At 65.0% G+C, this 16,375-nt stretch carries 17 protein-coding genes; 7 read left to right on the plus strand and 10 right to left on the minus strand.

The window, feature by feature from the left end; translation table 11 throughout:
- Positions 1-64: 64 nt before the first annotated feature.
- Positions 65-1,573 carry an AMP-binding protein gene (locus WT24_RS07755; protein WP_060032379.1) on the minus strand — a complete coding sequence of 503 codons (1,509 nt, stop codon included), beginning with the start codon at positions 1,571-1,573 and terminating at the stop codon, positions 65-67.
- Positions 1,574-1,586: 13 nt separating this feature from the next.
- Entirely contained in the window at positions 1,587-2,333 is a 747-nt protein-coding gene (locus WT24_RS07760) for a TenA family transcriptional regulator (RefSeq protein WP_034208799.1), read from the minus strand.
- A 173-nt stretch (positions 2,334-2,506) separates the two neighbouring features.
- On the opposite strand from WT24_RS07760, the gene WT24_RS07765 reads away from it, so the two are divergent.
- The 6 genes from WT24_RS07765 (at position 2,507) to WT24_RS07790 (ending at position 8,745) form a co-directional block, all read left to right on the plus strand.
- Complete coding sequence (locus tag WT24_RS07765; protein WP_059793166.1) at positions 2,507-2,773, plus strand: acyl carrier protein; 267 nt, start codon at positions 2,507-2,509, stop codon at positions 2,771-2,773.
- A gap of 340 nt (positions 2,774-3,113) precedes the next feature.
- Positions 3,114-4,640 (plus strand): alpha/beta hydrolase, encoded by a 1,527-nt coding sequence (locus WT24_RS07770; RefSeq protein WP_156441769.1) that lies wholly within the window; start codon positions 3,114-3,116, stop codon positions 4,638-4,640.
- 159 nt (positions 4,641-4,799) lie between these two features.
- On the plus strand, positions 4,800-5,825 hold the full coding sequence (locus WT24_RS07775) for a PLP-dependent cysteine synthase family protein (protein WP_060032385.1): 1,026 nt from the start codon (positions 4,800-4,802) through the stop codon (positions 5,823-5,825).
- A 13-nt stretch (positions 5,826-5,838) separates the two neighbouring features.
- Entirely contained in the window at positions 5,839-6,504 is a 666-nt protein-coding gene (locus WT24_RS07780) for a GNAT family N-acetyltransferase (RefSeq protein WP_060032388.1), read from the plus strand.
- Positions 6,501-7,463: an amidohydrolase family protein gene (locus WT24_RS07785; RefSeq protein ID WP_060032391.1), complete on the plus strand. Its 963-nt coding sequence runs from the start codon at positions 6,501-6,503 to the stop codon at positions 7,461-7,463. The genes WT24_RS07780 and WT24_RS07785 overlap by 4 nt, the downstream gene beginning before the upstream one ends.
- A 58-nt stretch (positions 7,464-7,521) precedes the next feature.
- Positions 7,522-8,745 (plus strand): cytochrome-c peroxidase, encoded by a 1,224-nt coding sequence (locus tag WT24_RS07790; protein WP_257127444.1) that lies wholly within the window; start codon positions 7,522-7,524, stop codon positions 8,743-8,745.
- A gap of 19 nt (positions 8,746-8,764) precedes the next feature.
- On the opposite strand, the gene WT24_RS07795 is transcribed toward WT24_RS07790, so the two are convergent.
- The 7 genes from WT24_RS07795 to WT24_RS07825 form a co-directional block, all read right to left on the minus strand.
- Complete coding sequence (locus tag WT24_RS07795; protein WP_034209439.1) at positions 8,765-9,157, minus strand: RidA family protein; 393 nt, start codon at positions 9,155-9,157, stop codon at positions 8,765-8,767.
- 67 nt (positions 9,158-9,224) lie between these two features.
- Positions 9,225-10,496, minus strand: coding sequence for a hypothetical protein (locus WT24_RS07800; RefSeq protein ID WP_060032397.1), 1,272 nt, complete (start codon positions 10,494-10,496; stop codon positions 9,225-9,227).
- The gene (locus WT24_RS07805; protein ID WP_034208804.1) at positions 10,493-11,275 is read right to left on the minus strand and encodes an outer membrane lipoprotein-sorting protein; all 783 of its coding nucleotides are present in this window, start codon (positions 11,273-11,275) and stop codon (positions 10,493-10,495) included. The genes WT24_RS07800 and WT24_RS07805 overlap by 4 nt, the downstream gene beginning before the upstream one ends.
- A gap of 111 nt (positions 11,276-11,386) precedes the next feature.
- On the minus strand, positions 11,387-12,529 hold the full coding sequence (locus WT24_RS07810; protein WP_060032400.1) for a DJ-1/PfpI family protein: 1,143 nt from the start codon (positions 12,527-12,529) through the stop codon (positions 11,387-11,389).
- Positions 12,530-12,588: 59 nt separating this feature from the next.
- Positions 12,589-12,993 (minus strand): FixH family protein, encoded by a 405-nt coding sequence (locus WT24_RS07815; protein WP_257127445.1) that lies wholly within the window; start codon positions 12,991-12,993, stop codon positions 12,589-12,591.
- A gap of 91 nt (positions 12,994-13,084) precedes the next feature.
- On the minus strand, positions 13,085-14,476 hold the full coding sequence (locus WT24_RS07820) for an ABC transporter permease (RefSeq protein WP_060032405.1): 1,392 nt from the start codon (positions 14,474-14,476) through the stop codon (positions 13,085-13,087).
- On the minus strand, positions 14,473-15,183 hold the full coding sequence (locus WT24_RS07825) for an ABC transporter ATP-binding protein (protein ID WP_060032408.1): 711 nt from the start codon (positions 15,181-15,183) through the stop codon (positions 14,473-14,475). Before WT24_RS07825 ends, WT24_RS07820 begins: the two co-directional genes overlap by 4 nt.
- Before the next feature lie 96 nt (positions 15,184-15,279).
- On the opposite strand from WT24_RS07825, the gene WT24_RS07830 reads away from it, so the two are divergent.
- Positions 15,280-16,239 (plus strand): thioesterase II family protein, encoded by a 960-nt coding sequence (locus WT24_RS07830; protein WP_156441770.1) that lies wholly within the window; start codon positions 15,280-15,282, stop codon positions 16,237-16,239.
- 50 nt (positions 16,240-16,289) lie between these two features.
- On the opposite strand, the gene WT24_RS35735 is transcribed toward WT24_RS07830, so the two are convergent.
- Positions 16,290-16,375, minus strand: an 86-nt coding sequence (locus WT24_RS35735; protein WP_124557562.1) for a DUF3400 domain-containing protein, incomplete at its 5' end; no start/stop codon positions are given.

A 16,375-nucleotide genomic window follows, 5' to 3' on the forward strand; every position in this document is an offset into this window, starting at 1 on the left:
CTATCCAGAATGAGGTCGGTGCGAGCCGTCGCGCAAAGGCGGCGGCTTGCGCACGGGAGGGATCTCATGCGTGTCGCAGGAACGCGTCCGCGATCGCGCGGCGATTGAGCTTGAGGTTGCGCGTGCGCAGTCCGCTTTCGACGTCGAATGCGCGGTCGGTGAAAATCACCTTCACCAGTTGCCGTTGTGCAGGCAGCGTGCCGTTGACCGCACGGACGAGTTCGCGCAGCGCGTCGGTGACTTCGGGATCGTGCGGCCGGCGCGTCGCGATGACCACGCCGAGCCCCGCTTGCGGGCCCGCCATCACGACGGCCACGTCGACACGCGGATCGCGATACAGCAGCGCCTCGATCGGCTCCGGATGGAATTTCTCGCCGTTGCTCGTGATGATCGCGTCCTTCTTGCGCCCGACGACGTGCAGAAAGCCGTCTCGGTCGAATTCGGCAATGTCGCCCGTCGCTACCGCATTCGGCGCGATGAATGTCGCGCGACTATCCTCTTCCGGCGCATCGAAGTAGCCGAGCGACAGCAGTGCGTTCCGTGTGACGACGACTTCACCGTCCTCCAGCAACGAGACGCTGCCCGGCTCCGCCGGCTGGCCGACCGTACCGACGCGTACCCGTCCGGGCTTGTTCCACGCAACCATGCCTGCCTCGGTGATCCCGAACGCCTCGTACAGCTCGATCCCGCAATCCCAGAAGAAATCGAGCGCCGCGCGCTTGATCGGCGCCATCCCGGTAACCATGTAGCGGATGTTGCCGCCGGTCAGCGCGCTCAGTCGCTCGGCGAGCGTCGACGGGTCGCCGCCCGGTCCGGCAGCCGCTCGCGCCAGCGTATGCAGTGTCTCGTACAGCACCGGCGGCGCGATCACGAACGTCGGACGGTGTCGCTTGAGACCCGGAAAGAGTCCGTGGAACGGTACCGACACGAGGTCGATCCCGTGATACAGACAGAAGTAGTACGTCATCCGTTGCTGGTAGCTCGCGAACGGCAAGAACGTCAGGAACCGCTCGCCCGGCGCGACGCCGAATGCGTCGCCATACAGATCGAGCAAGTGCGCGGTGCCGCTGCGGCTCATCACGAGCCCTTTGGTCCGGCCTGTCGTGCCCGAACTGAACACCAGGGAATGGGTATCGGGTACATGCTCCACCCGCACCGGCTCGATACGCGCGTGCGAATCGCCGCGGCTGGCGGGATCGATATCCACGACGCGCCCGGCAATCGCGCCGGCGGTATCGAGCCATCGTGCGTCCACGGCCAGCACGCTCAGCTGGTAGCGCTCGATCAACGCGTCGCACGTGTCGAGCAGGCCATCGTTCGGAAAAGCGACCGATACGCAGCCGAGCTCGATGCACGCCAGATCCCACACCATCCACGGATAACCGTTCGGCGCGGCGATGCCGACGCGCGCTCCGGGTACGAGGCCGACTGCCTTGCCGCGCTCGACCGTGGCGAGCACGTCTTCGAACAGATCGTGGAAGGCCCGGACGGTTTCGGCGCCCTTGTCGTCGACAAAGGTCAGGGTATGGCTGCTGTCGCGCAAACGCGCGACGAGATCGTCGAAGGTCATCATCGGCGTTGTCCCGTCACGCGTGCGCGACGCCCTCCGCGGACGCGTAGTACTTTTGCGCGGCACTTTCATACATGTTCCAGAACAGCTTGCACGTGTGGCGCACCGCGAACAGCGCTTCCTGTTGCATCTCCACGGTCGTGCACAGATCGGTCACGAGCGAGATGCCTTCGGCGACGTGCGCGACGTCCTCTTTCTGGTGAACGGAGAAGAATCGCGTGTCCTCCTCGGTGAGCCCGTAGCACTTCGCCAGAATCGAGTGGCGCGCGTCTCCCGCACGGGTTTCCAGGCTCTGCCCTTCGCTCGCGATCATCACCGCGGCGGCGCCGATATGGTAGGTACCCTCGCCCTTGCAGTTCTCGAGGCGATAGTCGATCAGTTCGCGCGTGGCCTCGGACGGCGTCCATGCATCGCGCTCCTCGTCGCCGATGTTTTGCGCACGAATGAAGTCCTCCATGAGCTCGACATGGTTCTTCGTTTTCGAGAAGCGCCCGGTTTCCTCTTCGAACAGGTTGTACAGCAGCCGGCGCTTGTGGTCGGGAAACGGGCAGCGGAAATACAGATTCTCGATGTACTCGAGAAAGTACCGGGTGATCTGGTATCCCTCGAGCGTGATGATCTTCAGCAAGCGCCAGTTTTTCTGAGGCGTGAACAACTCCGCGAAGATCGGGTGATCGAGTGTGAGCTGCTCGTCCAGCGTTTCGCGCAGCGCGCGGGAAAACGTCGCTTTGTCCATCAGCACGGCTTCTTTGGTGAGGGTCATGATCGTTCCCTGTCGGTGAGGTAACCGGCAATGTAATGGCGGCTTTCAAGACTGAAACCTGTCCGTTCGGGCGACTGTTTCCACCGCCGCGCCAACCCTGTACGTCAGTGCAGGTAGGCAGTGCGGTGGCTGGACGCTATAAAGCGGAACCCCTACGGCACTTGGAGAATCCGATGGACGACCACGCGAACGTGTTCGCTACGCTTACCGAACTGATTCCGCAGATTGCTGCGCTCGATATCGCGCCGGACATGCTGACGCGGAAAACGTCGCTGACGTCGGATCTGATGCTCGATTCGATCTCGCTGCTGTCGCTGATGGCGCTGACCGAGGATCGGCTCGGCATCAGCTTTGCATCGCACACCGAACAGGTCGCGAACCTCGAAACCATCGGCGATGCGGTCGATCTGGTGGAAATGCTGTTGTCCGTGAAAGCGTAACGAGATGACGACGAACGATCATCCGCTCGACACATGCAGGGTGTCGGCAGCCGGCGGCTACGACCGTGTCTGTCTGCTGGATGCAGGCGATCTCGACGCGCTGCGCGCAGCGGCCGATGCCGGCGATGCAGCATCGGCCGGCGTAGCGAATGCGGCGCTCGACGCGCATACGCGCATCGCTCGACTCCGTGACGCATTGAACGCGCCCGGTTCCGGGCGGCTCGCCGTCGTCGTCGACGATCCCGAGATGCGTCGCACGCGCGCATTCGCGTCCTTGCCTCGCATCCTGTCGGCCGCGCTCGACGTTGCTTTCGCATCCGTTGCGAACGCATGCATCGTCGTGCTCGGCGACCCGCTCGCGGACGGCACGAAGTCCATTGGCGAAGGCAATACGCTCTCGCCGGCGTCGCTCGACACGCTCGCCGATGCGGTCGCCGAAACCGTGTTCGAGGTACGCCGCCGCGCCGACACGTACTTCGAGCAAGAGCCGCTGGCGTTGCCTGCCGAAACTGCCGGCACGGCCTGCCTGCTGACGGCTGAAGCGGTGCTGGCCTGGCTTGCGACGAAAGCGTCGCCCGGGCTTCACGTGGTGCGTGGCGATCGGCGCATTGCGTGGCGTGAACTCGCTGAATGCGTCGCGCGATGGGCGCTCATTCCGACGCGAAGCGATGCTGACCGGGCCGGCTCCGACGCCGTTCTCGCGCTACTCGAAACGAACCTGAAGCATGCCGAGCACATGCTCGGATACGCGGATGGCTCGCACGTGCCCCTGACCGACATCTCTTCTCACCGACTGCACTGCGACGGCTTCGACTGGCGAGCCCGGATCGCTTCACGCGTCGCCGCTCACGCGGCCCGGCACGAGCGGCGCGACGCTCCCCGATTGGTCGACCTGCCGTCGGCGCGCCGGATCACGACCGGCAGCGGGCATGGATATCTCGCTGCCGGGCGCGGCCCGCGGGCCATGTTGCTCATCAACGCATTCGGCATTCCGCATGACGTGTGGCACGACTTCGCGGCCGGATTGGCGCCGGATTTTTCGCTCTATGTGGCGGACGATGCAAACGATGCGCCAGGCGATGCAGGGCTGACGCGCGCCTACTATTCGAGCCCCGACGCGCCGAACCGCTACGCGCGAAGCGTGGCTGAATTGCTCGACGTCGAGGGAATCGACGCGATTCACGTCGCGAGCTGGTGCGGAGGCGCCCGATACGCGCTGGCGCTGGCCCGCGCACTGCCCGGCCGCATCGCGTCGATGAGCCTGATCGCCCCGTCGTTTGCCGGCGCGCAGGACTACGACGGCGCCGACAGCGCCTACGAGAACAATCTCAATACGATGTGCTCGCTCGTCGCGCGCATGCCGAAGGCCGCGGACAGCATGGCCAAATCGATGATCGGACTTCTGGACAAGCGGGCGCGAAGCGACGTACGCGAAGGCGGCCACGCATCGATGTTCGCGCTACCCGATTCGGCAACCCGTCACTGGCTGCACGCGCCGTTCGTGTCGGCGGCGAACATGATCGAATACAGCCAGCAATTGCTGAATTTTCGCGCCCATCGGATCGAAGCCGAACGCGACGGATCGATCGCCGGCATCCCTGCGCTGCTCGTGACCGGGGAATACGACGAAATGACATGCGCGATACGTGCGCGAGCCATTACGTCGGCCCAGCTTCGTCCGATCCGGGTCGAGCTCCAAGCCGGCAGTCATCACATGGTTCACCAGAATGCGGTGCTGCTGGCGCAACTCGTCGGCACGTTCGTCCGCGATCGGGCGCTGACGCCCGACGCACTGCCGCATCCGAGACTGCGAGTCCTCCCGGCGGCCGACCGTAGCGAGATGGAGATGGAGTCGGGCGAACTATGACGCACGAGCCTTCCGATGCCCGTTCGGACAGTTACAGCCTCGGGGCATCGATCACTAAAGTCGCACTGTGAAGCAAGCCGGATCACACGCGGCCGATCGCGTCGCGCCACGCGCGAACGACGCACAAGCCAACGCCAACCCGCTGGTCGGAGATTTCGAATGTACGCAAACAGCCTTGTCGAACTGATCGGCGATACGCCGCTGCTGTATCTGAAAAGCCTGTCGAACGAACACAGGCGAATCCGCGTGTATGGAAAGCTCGAGTGCTACAACCCCGGCAACAGCGTCAAGGACCGGAGCGCGCTTCAGTTGCTCCGCCAGGCCGAGCGCGACCATGGCCTCAAGCCGGGCTGGTCGATCGTCGAATCGACGTCCGGCAACATGGGGCACGCGCTCGCGATGCTGTGCGCCACGCGCGGCTATCGCTTCATTTGCGTGCTCGATCCGAAGACACCGAAGACGAATGCCAATCTCGTGCGGGCATTCGGCGGCGAAGTCGAGATGGTCGAACACCCCGACGAGACGGGCAGCTATCAGCGCAAGCGCATTGCGGTCGCGAAAGCGATCGCCGCGAGCGTGCCGAATTGCGTGAACCTCGATCAATACAACAATCCGGCCGCGATCGACGCCCACTATTACTCCACCGGGCCCGAAATCGTCTCCCAGCTCGCCGATCGGCTCGACGCCGTGATCGTGTCCGCCAGCACGGGCAGCCATCTGAGCGGAATCGCACGCTATGTGAAGGAGCGCGATCCGGCCACCCGCGTGATCGGTGTCGAGCCCGACGGCTCGGTCGTGTTCGGCGGCACGTACCGGCCGCATCTGCAGAATGGCGCGGGGCTCAGTTTTCAGCCCGGAAACATCCTGATTCATCTCGTCGACGAAACGATGCGCATCGTCGATCGCGACGCATTCGCCGGCTGCCGTCGTCTCGCGCTCGACGAAGGGTTGCTGCTCGGCGGTTCGTCCGGTGCCATCGCGCAAGCCGCACGCCGCTACGTCGCCACCTTGCAAGGCCCGGCCAACATCGTGCTCGTGCTGCCCGACAGCGGCACCAAGTATCTCGACACGATCTACGACGATCAGTGGCTGGTCGATCATGGCCTCCAGGCCGTGCTCGACGACCTGTGCTCCTCCCCGACCCCGCCACGCGCCGAAAGCGCCGTGGCCCTCGAAACCACGTGATCCAGGGACACCCATGAACGACTCCATCCGTACCTTGCTTGCCGACGGCGCGCAGTATCCGATCGCGTTGCCGAAAGCCAACGTCACGCACGTCACCTATCGCTGGACGAACGGCGTCGACGACGCGTTGGGCGCGCAGATCGTCGAACTGATGCGGCGCACGAGCGAAAGCGCGCCGATCATCGGCTTCGCCGAAACGATCACGGACGCGGAAGCGAGCCGCTATCTCGAGGAACTGCGCTCGAATCTCGCCGGGGAAAAGGTTCGCCTGCTGACGATCTTCGCGAACACCGGGCAATTGATCGGCCTGTGCACGTTGCGCCGCAACCTGAACCCCAACAATCGCCATATCACCGATCTCGCGAAAGGCATGATCCACGACGCCTGTCGCGGCGGCGGCGTGCTGCCTGCCGCGTTCGTCGAGATCGCGCTGCAATGCGATCGGGACAACGTCGAACTGTTGACGCTCGATGTGCGAGACGGCACGCCCGCTCACCGCGTATGGGAACACTACGGCTTTCAGACGTGGGGCACGTTGCCGGACTACGCCCGCGCGAACGGGAAGATACATGCCGGCCACTTCATGATGCAGCGCGTGGCGGATCTCAAGGAACGTGCGCTCGCCATGCTGATGGGTCGCGACGCCGGCCGCACCGCCCCCGTCGAAGCATCGGTATGAGCCACGCCATCTACGACGGGCCGATCATCGACTCGCACTGCCACATCGCGTCGACGCGCTTCATCCCCACTGCGTTCCTCGAGGGATTCTGCGCCAACGTTCATGTCCGCCTCGTCGCCAATGGCGTACGGAAATCGCGATCGGAACTGCTCGATACCTACCTCGCGCAAAGCCAGGACCACTTCGGCGATGCACTGGTGGCCGACATGACGTCGGCCGGCATCGAACAGGCCGTGGTATTGCTGCCCGATTTCACGTATGTGATGAAAAGCGATCTCACGATCGCCGAGATGTATGCCGAGCATCACGCGATTCTGCAGCGTCACGGCGAGCGCTTTCACGTCTTCGGCGGCATGGATCCGCGCTGGGGCGCCGATGGTGTCGCGTTGTTCGAGAAAGGCGTCGTCGAGTACGGCTTCTCCGGATTGAAACTCTATCCGCCGTGCGGTTACAGCCCGAGCGACAAGCGCCTGTACCCGCTGTACGAAATCTGTCGCGCCCACCGGTTACCGGTTCTGCTGCACGTGGGACCGACCAGCCCGGCGCTCGAGTTCGCGTACTCGCACCCCGATCTGCTCGACCGCGCGGCATTCGATTTTCCCGACGTCAACTTCATCCTCGCGCACGGCGCCGTGCATCACGTCGACGCTTGCGCGAGACAGTGCGCGTATCGGCCCAACTTGTATCTCGACGTCAGCGCGTTTCTCGGCTCCCAGCATCCGCAGGGGTGGTCGGTCGCGCTCGCGGAGCTGTTCCGCATGAACATCAATCACAAGATACTGTTCGGCACCGACTGGCCGGTCTTTCGCAACTCGGGCGGCCACCGCAAGGTCATGGAGCAGTTCCTCGCCGCCGATGGCCCGCTCGCCGCGGTCGCGCCGCTGCAACGAAAATGGTTGATGTCGGGCAATACGCGCGCGCTGCTGCCGGCATCGCGCAAGATCGATGCGATCGCGTGATGCCGGCCGTCGCGTGCGACGGCCGTCACGCACGCACTGCGGGCTCGCGGCTGCGTCGATGATCGGCGCCCTGCTCGTCTGGACCGCATGGCCGGGGCATCGGGCCGACGCGATGGCGGAAACCGCCGACGCAGCGGACCACTGGCGCGCCGACGAATGGGCGCAGCTCGAATCGATGCGCCTGCCCGCGAACGTCGTCAAAGTCGATCCGTCGAATCGCGTGGCCGCGTCCGCAGCGGCGGCTCAGCTCGGCAAGCGTCTGTTCTCCGATCCGCGGTTCAGCCGAAACGGCGCGATCGCCTGTGCGAGCTGCCACACGCCCGATCGCCAGTTCGAAGACGGACGACCGCTGGCGATCGGCCTGGGCATCGGCGTGCGTCGCACGATGCCCGTCGTCGCCACGACCGATGCGCCGTGGCTGTTCTGGGACGGCCGCAAGGACAGTGTATGGTCGCAGGCGATCGGGCCGATCGAGGATCACAACGAACACGGCGGCACCCGGCTGCGCGTCGCCCATGTGCTTGCCGAGCACTACCGCGATGCTTACGAGCCGCTGTTCGGGCCGCTGCCCGACCTGAGCGCGCTGCCCCGTGACGGGGGTCCGCTCGGCACGGACGCGGAGAGGACTGTCTGGCAGAGGCTCGACGAACGCACCCGCGCCGATGTGTCGCGCGTGTTCGCGAATCTCGGCAAGGCGATCGCGGCGTACGAAGCGACGCTGCAGTACGGGCCGTCGCGCTTCGATACCTATGTCGACGGCGTCCGGACCGGCGACCCGGTCAAGCTCGCCGCGCTGACGCCGACCGAAAAAGCGGGGCTTCACCTGTTCGTGAGCAAAGGGCAATGCGTGACGTGCCACACCGGGCCCATGCTGAGCGACCGGCAGTTCCACAACATCGGCGTACCGCCGCGCAGCGGGACGGCTGCCGATCCCGGCCGCGCGGCGGCGGTCGCCAAGGTGTTGCACGACGAATTCAACTGCATGGGACCGTTCAGCGACGCGAAGCCCGAACAGTGCGAGGAGTTGCAATTCATCTCGACCGACGACCCGCAAATGCTCGGTGCGTTCAAGACGCCGAGCCTGCGCAACGTAGCGCTGCGGCCGCCGTACATGCACGCGGGGCAATTCGCGTCGCTGGACGCCGTGATGCGCCACTACGCGGACGCGCCCGCGGCCGCGATCGGGCATAGCGAACTGAAGCGGATCGCGTTGTCGGACGAGGAGCAACGGCAGCTCGCCGCGCTGCTCGGTGCGTTTTCCGGCCCCGTCGTCGAGCGCTGAGCGTCCGCGCCGTCGTTCGTCAACGCGACGCGTCGCGAACGGCGACGCCCATCACCTTGACCTGGCCGCCGAACGGCAACGCAGCCGCCTGATAGACGGTTCGCGCAGGCCGGCGATCCGCGGGAAACAGGTCGGCATAAACACCGTTCACCTCCGCGAGCGCACCGATGTCGGAAAACGCGATGTCGACGAACACGAGATCCCGTGGGGTGAATCCCGCGGCTTCGATCGCACGGAACAGGTTCGCGAATGCGCGCCGCGCTTCTTCGGCCGGCGTACCGGGCACATAGCGGCCGTCGGCATCCAGCGAAAGCTGGCCGCTGAGATAGCAGGTGTCGTTCGCGACCACTGCGTGGCTGATCGGCGACGGCCACTGCGGCAATTCGTTGCCCGAGGTCACAAAGTGTTTCATGCGGTTCTTCTCCTTGACGCAGGTGACGCAGCCCGTCACGCGTAACGGATCGGCATCCGTTCCCGCGTTACAAATAGTGCTTGACGAGCAACTGAAAGAGATTCGACTGTGGCAGCGCGCCGTATTCGGTCCCAGACGCGCCCGCATTGATCTGCCATTGCAGCGCGACATCGGTTCTGGCGAAGCGATAACGCGCCTCGAGCCAGGTGAGCCGGCTGCGATCGGCGAGGTTCAACCTGACGAAACCGGAGAGATCCAGTCGCTGGATCCAGGCGTCCTGCCACCTGACCATCGCGAAGATCCCGTCGCGGGTCGTGGGATCCTGCTGGGCGGCCGACAGCGTTCGATACGCGGCATAACCGGCCGGCGGCCCATTGCGCAGCGCCTGCCATCCCGCACGATCGAGCGCGGCGCCGTCCCGGTCATACTCCAGCGTGAAGGAAAGATTGCGCGACGTCGTGCAAGTCGCGCCGGTTGCGAGTTTCCAACGGAACGCGACATCGCTGTACGGCTGCCCAAGCGCACGCGCGAGCGTCGACGGCCCTCGGCCACCCGACCACTCGACGTATCCGACGCACGCGTTGTTGACGAGATGGACCAGGTTGACGCCGAATTGCGGCGAACTGCCGGGCTTCCCGTCATCGTAGATCACGATCTGCGGCGACAGATCCGAGATGACGCGCTGGCTGAACTGAAGCATCCAGCGCGTGCGCTGATTCGTTGCGCCGAAGTCCGGCGAGAACGATGCGTCGGTCGCGCGATCCGCAATCCGTGGGGCGATGAGCACGCTGACGGAACCGTCGGCCCACAATTGCTGGCCGCGCAGCATCACCGTACCGAGCCGGTTCTCGCGCAGGCTCGCGGGATCCACCGAGGTCACGGAACGGACCGCGTTGTCGCGGAAAAAGTCGGTGGGGTTGTAGCCGGTCGCGACGCCGAGCCGCACATTGACGCGGCCGGCCTGCAGCAGCGTGCTGCCGCCGCCTACGCGGCCGTCCACATACAGTTCCTTCAGCGTGTTGATCGCGCCCGAGTCGCCATCGAAGCGCCACGGACCGTTCAGGTCGAGCCGGTCTGCAAGACTGATGCCCCAGCCGTTCGAGAATGCATGACGCGCAGTGAGGTCGAGCGACAGGCGCGTGGCCGTTCGCGTCCCGCCCGGGCGCAAGGTGGCGAAACGCAGACCCGGTTCCAGACTGAACTGGTACTTGCCGTCGTCGACCTTCTGCGCCGGCGTCGCGTCGGCCAGCGCCAGCCCGGCCTCTTCCGCGTCGTTGGCATGGCATACGCCCGCCATGCTGGCCAACGCGATACAGGCGATGCCGATGCGCGCCGTCATTCGGGCTGAAAACGCGCCATGAAATCGGACTGGAACCAGGCATCCGGAATCTCCCGCGCCACGTAGTCCGCATATCGCATCACGGTCACGAGATTCGGATTGAGCCCGTCGATGATCACGATCTCGGTGGGCCGCAACGCACCGAGCTGCTGTTGAAAGCGTCGATAGAATGCCGTCTTGAGAAGCTTGCCGCTCTCGCTGAAGAAACGTGCCTTCACGGGGCGCGAGTCCGTCGTGTCGATCCACATTTCGATCGAGTGATACGTCATGTCGGATACGCTCTGGACCAGCTTCAACCGGTAGGCACGGCGCATCTGGCGCTCGCCGTCCTGCACGTCCTCTTCCGCCTCGACCTGGGCACGATACCCCTGGGCGAAATTGACGGTGACCACATCGCCGTTCGACGCCTGCCCGAGCAGCCGTTGCTGCGGCGAAATGCGGATCGTCGCCTTGCTCGCCGGATCGAAGAACCACAGATCGTTGCCGCTCTTGAGCATCAGCTTGTTCGCATCGCGAGCCGGCGCGGCGAATCGAATCAGGCTGCGAAACTGACCGCTCGTCGGGTTGATCCGCGAATAAGCGGTCAGTGCGTTCGAATCCGTTTGCTTGCCATCGGTGTATTGGGTCAGCGTGACGTTCAGCGTAAACGGCTCGCTCGGGTTGCGAACGGCGTCGCTCGCGGCGAGGATGCGTTGCGGATCTGGCGCGGCGTGTGCGGTACAGCAGGCGAGTGCGAGGATCGCGGCGGCGCACAGGCGCGCCATCGAATGCGTCTGCATCGGAATCTCCGGGGCAAATACGGAATGACAGGGACGAGTTCGGCTCCCACCCGAAAACGGGTGGAGAACCGGCAAGTTTGGGGAGAAACGGGGCGACGCTGCGGGTGCAGCTCAGTAGCCCGGATACTGCATCTGCAGTGCGACCCATGCGGCCGTGCGCTTGCCGAACTCGGACGAAATCGCATTCAGCGATGCGTCGAGCGCATGCAACGGATAGCGCATGATCGGCGGGGACAACATCCGCGCCGGCGCGTCGACGCCGGCCACGCGGTCGGGAACGATCGTCAACCCGCGGCGGGTGCGCACGGGTTCGCGGTTCGCGGCCACCGTGTAGGCGGTCGAGCGGAACGTCGTGGAGTAGGCGTCGGCCTCGAGCACGAGCGCGATTTCGTCGACACCCGGCGCGATCGGGATACCGAAATCCTCGTGCGACCAGAACGACACATAGTTGGTTGCAATCGTCGCCATCGCCGGCAAACCGAGGCTGAAGCGGTCGCTCGCGATCTCGGACGACCATGCAGGGCGTCCGAGCCGCTCGCCGACCTGCAGCGCACGTTCGCGCCCGGCGAGCGCCTCGACGAGCGCAAGCGATACCGGAATCGTCGCCGTGACGCCGGTCGTCGTGACGACCTTGCCATCGGCAACGTAACGCTTGCCGTCGACCCAGCGCGTATCGGCAAACTTCTTGCGGAGATCGTTCATCGAATACCAGTGCCCCGTTGCACGGCGGCCTTCCAGCAACCCCGCACGGGCGACCACCCATACGCCATCGCACACGCCGATGATCGTCGCACCCTTCTTCGCCTGCTCGGTCACCCATGCCAGCAGCGCCGGATCGCTATCGCGATGCACCGCCGGCACGATCACGTAGTCGGCGCCTTCGGGCACGCGCTGATCGAACTGGGCGGTGGTTTCGTCCGGAATGACGTTCATCGGCGCCGGAAACATCCGGATGGGGCCCGGTTTCGTCGCAAGCGCGACGAGATCCGCCGCGCCCGATTCGGCCACGATGCCGTAGGGAACGACGTAATCGGTCAGCTCGGTGTAGTAGTTTTCGCCAACGACGGCGACGATCGGGCGCGTGCGCCCGAAGCGTGGCTGATAGGCGGGCAGCCGGTCCGCGCGTGCCGCCGCGGGCGCTGCGGCGGCCGGCGCCGACGCCTCGCTCGCCGGCCCCGCATGGGCAAGGTTCGCGATACCCGATGCGAACGGCGCGAGCAGCAACAGCATCCAGTACAGCATGACTTTTTGCATTGAAGCCTCTCCGTGTATGGAACTCATCCAGTAATCAGGCATGGCGCCCGTGTCGACCGTCATGACGCCACCGCCGGCGGCAGCACGACGTTGAACGTCACGTCGTCGTCGCGCTGCGCGTCCCGGACCTTCAGCGTGATCGTCCACCAGCCCGGCATGCTGAACTTCATCCCTTGCAGCCGATACGTCCCGTTTCCGTTGCCGTCGACCACGCGAGGGCGCGTCGGCAGACCGTGCCCGTGCTGAGGCATCCCGCCGCCGACATCGATGCGCGCACCGCGCACCGGCTCCCCCGAAGCACGCTTCACGGTAACGGTCCACGTGTGGATCCGGTTCAGCGGCGGCGGTGTCGTCGGCGGTTCGAGCGTCACGACGTAAGCGCCCGACGCCGTCGTTTGCGTCAGCGACAGATCCAGACCCGCGGGCGCCGGCTGCTCGGCCGGTGCGCCACATGCGCCGAGCATGACGATGCAACTCCCGGCGAAGGCTAACATGACAATCAGCCGACGAATGCATTTCATCGACATTTCATCGACACCCGATCCGATCGTTCGATCACGCATAGCGAAGCGCATCGACGATCTCCATTCGCGACGCGCGGCGCGCGGGCAGCAACGCGGAAAGCATCGCCACGACGAGCAGGCCGATCGCGGTACCGACGATCAGGTCGTTCTCGCCCCACACACGAATGATCAGCGGCACCGGCGAGCGGCCCGGCGGCGTCCACGTCAGGCCGCTGACGTTGATGATGCCGGCGAGCAACGCCGCGCTGGCAACGCCGAGCACCGCGCCGATCACGCCGAGCAGCAACCCTTCGCACAGGAACAGGCGACGTACGCCCGCCCGGCGCAATCCCATTGCGCGCAGCGTACCGATTTCGACCGTGCGTTCGAACACCGCCGTACTCATTGTGTTGCCGACAGTGAACAACACGATCGCTGCGATCAGTAGCGCAACGAAACCGAACAGCGTCGCGAACATTGCAAGCGCTTGGCCATAGAACGGGTTCAGCACCGTGTAATCGACGACTTCCGTATCGGTACCCGCGAATTTCGTTTTCAGCAGCGTCTCGATCCTGGCCTTCGCGGCCGGCAAATCGGACGTATGGCACAACTGGACGACGATCGCCGTCGCCTTCGGCCGCTCGGTGCCGTAGACGAGTCGTTGCGCTTGCGCGAGATGCAGGCCGACGTACATGTCGTCGTATTCCTTGATGCCTTGTCGCTCCGCCTTCACGACCTGCAGTTCCACCACGTTCGGCGCACCGCGCGCGGTCGCCGCAAGCAGTTCGATCCGCCGGCCGCCCGTCCCGGCAGCCGGCGCCACGCGCGTACCCTCGGCAAGGGCCGCGATATCGTCCGGAAGCGGCGAAGCGGGCGTGGTGTCCGCGGACTTCCTGGGCGGGTTGCAGTCGGGTACCTTGAGCGGCCCGCACAGTTCGAGCACGCGCGCGAGGCCCGTCCCGATCACGGCTGCGTCGCCGGTCGTGCCGGTCAGCGCCATCGGCGGGATCGTCACGGGGAAGTGGTAGTCGTTCCAGGCGCGCATCCGGTTCTGGTCGTCGACGCGCACGCCGAGCGCGAGCGCGGTACGCGACAACCCCGCGTCGAAGTTGCCCGCGATACCCTGCAACTGCAGCGTGGGCGTCGCGACGAGCACCATCTTCGCCAGTTCCGGATCGGCCTTCACCGCATCGATGATCGCCTCGTAGTTGTCGATCCCGTACTCGGAAGGATTACCGCTGCCGAACTCGTAGAACCCCTTGCGTTCGATCTGCAGATGGCCGCCGTACTTCACGTAATCGGTTTGCAGGCCATACGTGATGTTGCGCGTATAGCCGCCGAACAGCAGCACCGCGTGCGCGCCGACGATCATCGCGAGCAAGGTCGTGATCGAGCGGCGACGGTTGCGCAGCAGATTTCGGAGCGCGAGCAAAAAGGTCTTCATGCGAACGCCTCCTGGTCGTCGGTGCGCGTCACGCCGGACACGATCCCGTCGGCAATGTGCACGACATCGTCGCCTGCCGCGATGACCTGCGGATCGTGCGACGAAATCACGAACGACACGCGCCGCTCCCGTTGCAACCGCCGCATCAGCGCGATGATCTGCTGGCCGGTCTTGCTGTCCAGATTGGCGGTCGGCTCGTCCGCCAGCACGAGGTTAGGCGACGCGACGAGTGCGCGCGCGATCGCGACGCGTTGCCGCTGCCCGCCCGACATCTGTCCCGGACGATGATGCGCTTTGTCCGCGAGGCCGACTGCATCGAGCATGTCCCGCACCCTCAGCGCGCGTTCGGACTCCGTCAATCTCGTGCCCGCGAGAAGCAGCGGATACTCGACGTTTTCGTGCGCCGTGAGCACCGGTAGCAGATTGAAGTTCTGGAAAACGAAACCGAGCCGTCGAGCACGAAAATCGGACAGCGCGTCGTCCGACAAACGACCGACCTCTTCGCCCGCCACGACGATGCGGCCGCGGTCGGGCCGGTCCACGCATCCGACGAGATTCAGCAACGTCGACTTCCCGCTGCCGGAAGCACCGGCAACGACGGTCAGTTTTCCGTCGCGAATGTCGAGCGTGACGTCGCGCAACGCGGTCACGTTGACGGAACCCATCAGATACGACTTTTCAACGGCTTCGAGTATTACGGCGTTCATGGTTTCGATATACGAAGTTGGCAGGCCGCGACGGCACGGTGCAGGACGATCGCGCAGCGCAGAATACCAACTTGCGTGTAGGGAAAAACCTGTTCGTTGGGGCAGCATCCGGGCGCGCATCCGCTACCGGGATGGCATGTCGCGCCCCGCATTCGCGAACAATCACGGCCGGGACGGATCGTCAACCTGTACCGTCGGACGGCACCCGTCGCCGGCCCTTGCCATTACGCTGCACCGTCATCGGCGCGCCGCCCCGGACCGGATCGCGGCCGCGACGCGTCACGACTTCCGCTCTCAATCGGCATGCCCGTCAAAATAACGCCCTGGTTCATCCTGCATCGCCCGCGACCCGCGGCCACGCACCGGCTGTTCTGCTTCCCGTACGCCGGCGCCGGCTCGCTGCTCTATCGGCGCTGGGCGCTCGATCTGCCCGACTGGATCGAAGTCGTTGCGGTCGAACTGCCGGGACGCCAGACGCGCTTCTCGGAAGCGCCGCCCACATCGCTGGATGCGATGACGGATGCGTTGGCCACCGCCACGAACGGGCTCCTCGACAAGCCGTTCGGCATCTTCGGATACAGCTTCGGCAGTGTCGTCGGTATCGAATGGCTGAGGGAACTCGATCGACGACGGCTTCGCGGGCCCATTCACGCATTCTGCGCAGCGCACCGCGCGCCGCATGTTGCCCCTCGTCCGTTATCGATTCATCGGTTGTCGGAACCGGAGCTCATCGACTGGCTGAAGACGATGGGCGGCACACCGGATGCGCTGCTGTCGGAGCCGGACTGGCTTCGGCATTTCCTGCGCGCGCTGCGAGCCGATCTGGCGCTGGCCGAAGGATATTGCGCCGATACGCCTTTCGCGTTGCGCTGCGGGCTGACCGTATTTGGCGGCTTGCACGATCCGCATGTCGATATCGACGCGTTGCGCGAATGGCGCCGCTACAGCGACGGGCCGTTCTCGCTTCATCGTTTCGACGGCGATCATTTCTTTATCCATGCCAGGGAGCGCGAACTCCAGGATCACGTTGTCGCGACGCTGGCCGCACGCGCATAGTTCCGATACAGGGGCCCCGTCGCGCCCGCATGGCTTGCGAGGCCGTTTCCTCACAGCATCACGCGCTCGATCCCGCCATGGTTCGCCCGTGCGACATAATCGGCCATCCAGTTCTCGCCGAGCACCTGGCGCGCGA

The organism is Burkholderia sp. MSMB1078WGS, from assembly GCF_001528895.1.
Lineage (GTDB): Bacteria > Pseudomonadota > Gammaproteobacteria > Burkholderiales > Burkholderiaceae > Burkholderia.

Coding starts and splice junctions, on each gene's coding strand:
- WT24_RS07815 (WP_257127445.1), bottom strand. CDS start 12,993: ATGCTCGGCGCATGTGGCGCACCGGCCGAGCAGCCGGCGCCCGCGGGT.
- WT24_RS07790 (WP_257127444.1), top strand. CDS start 7,522: ATGATCGGCGCCCTGCTCGTCTGGACCGCATGGCCGGGGCATCGGGCC.
- WT24_RS07810 (WP_060032400.1), bottom strand. CDS start 12,529: ATGCAAAAAGTCATGCTGTACTGGATGCTGTTGCTGCTCGCGCCGTTC.
- WT24_RS07780 (WP_060032388.1), top strand. CDS start 5,839: ATGAACGACTCCATCCGTACCTTGCTTGCCGACGGCGCGCAGTATCCG.
- WT24_RS07785 (WP_060032391.1), top strand. CDS start 6,501: ATGAGCCACGCCATCTACGACGGGCCGATCATCGACTCGCACTGCCAC.
- WT24_RS07760 (WP_034208799.1), bottom strand. CDS start 2,333: ATGACCCTCACCAAAGAAGCCGTGCTGATGGACAAAGCGACGTTTTCC.
- WT24_RS07775 (WP_060032385.1), top strand. CDS start 4,800: ATGTACGCAAACAGCCTTGTCGAACTGATCGGCGATACGCCGCTGCTG.
- WT24_RS07765 (WP_059793166.1), top strand. CDS start 2,507: ATGGACGACCACGCGAACGTGTTCGCTACGCTTACCGAACTGATTCCG.
- WT24_RS07820 (WP_060032405.1), bottom strand. CDS start 14,476: ATGAAGACCTTTTTGCTCGCGCTCCGAAATCTGCTGCGCAACCGTCGC.
- WT24_RS07755 (WP_060032379.1), bottom strand. CDS start 1,573: ATGATGACCTTCGACGATCTCGTCGCGCGTTTGCGCGACAGCAGCCAT.
- WT24_RS07825 (WP_060032408.1), bottom strand. CDS start 15,183: ATGAACGCCGTAATACTCGAAGCCGTTGAAAAGTCGTATCTGATGGGT.
- WT24_RS07800 (WP_060032397.1), bottom strand. CDS start 10,496: ATGACGGCGCGCATCGGCATCGCCTGTATCGCGTTGGCCAGCATGGCG.
- WT24_RS07805 (WP_034208804.1), bottom strand. CDS start 11,275: ATGCAGACGCATTCGATGGCGCGCCTGTGCGCCGCCGCGATCCTCGCA.
- WT24_RS07795 (WP_034209439.1), bottom strand. CDS start 9,157: ATGAAACACTTTGTGACCTCGGGCAACGAATTGCCGCAGTGGCCGTCG.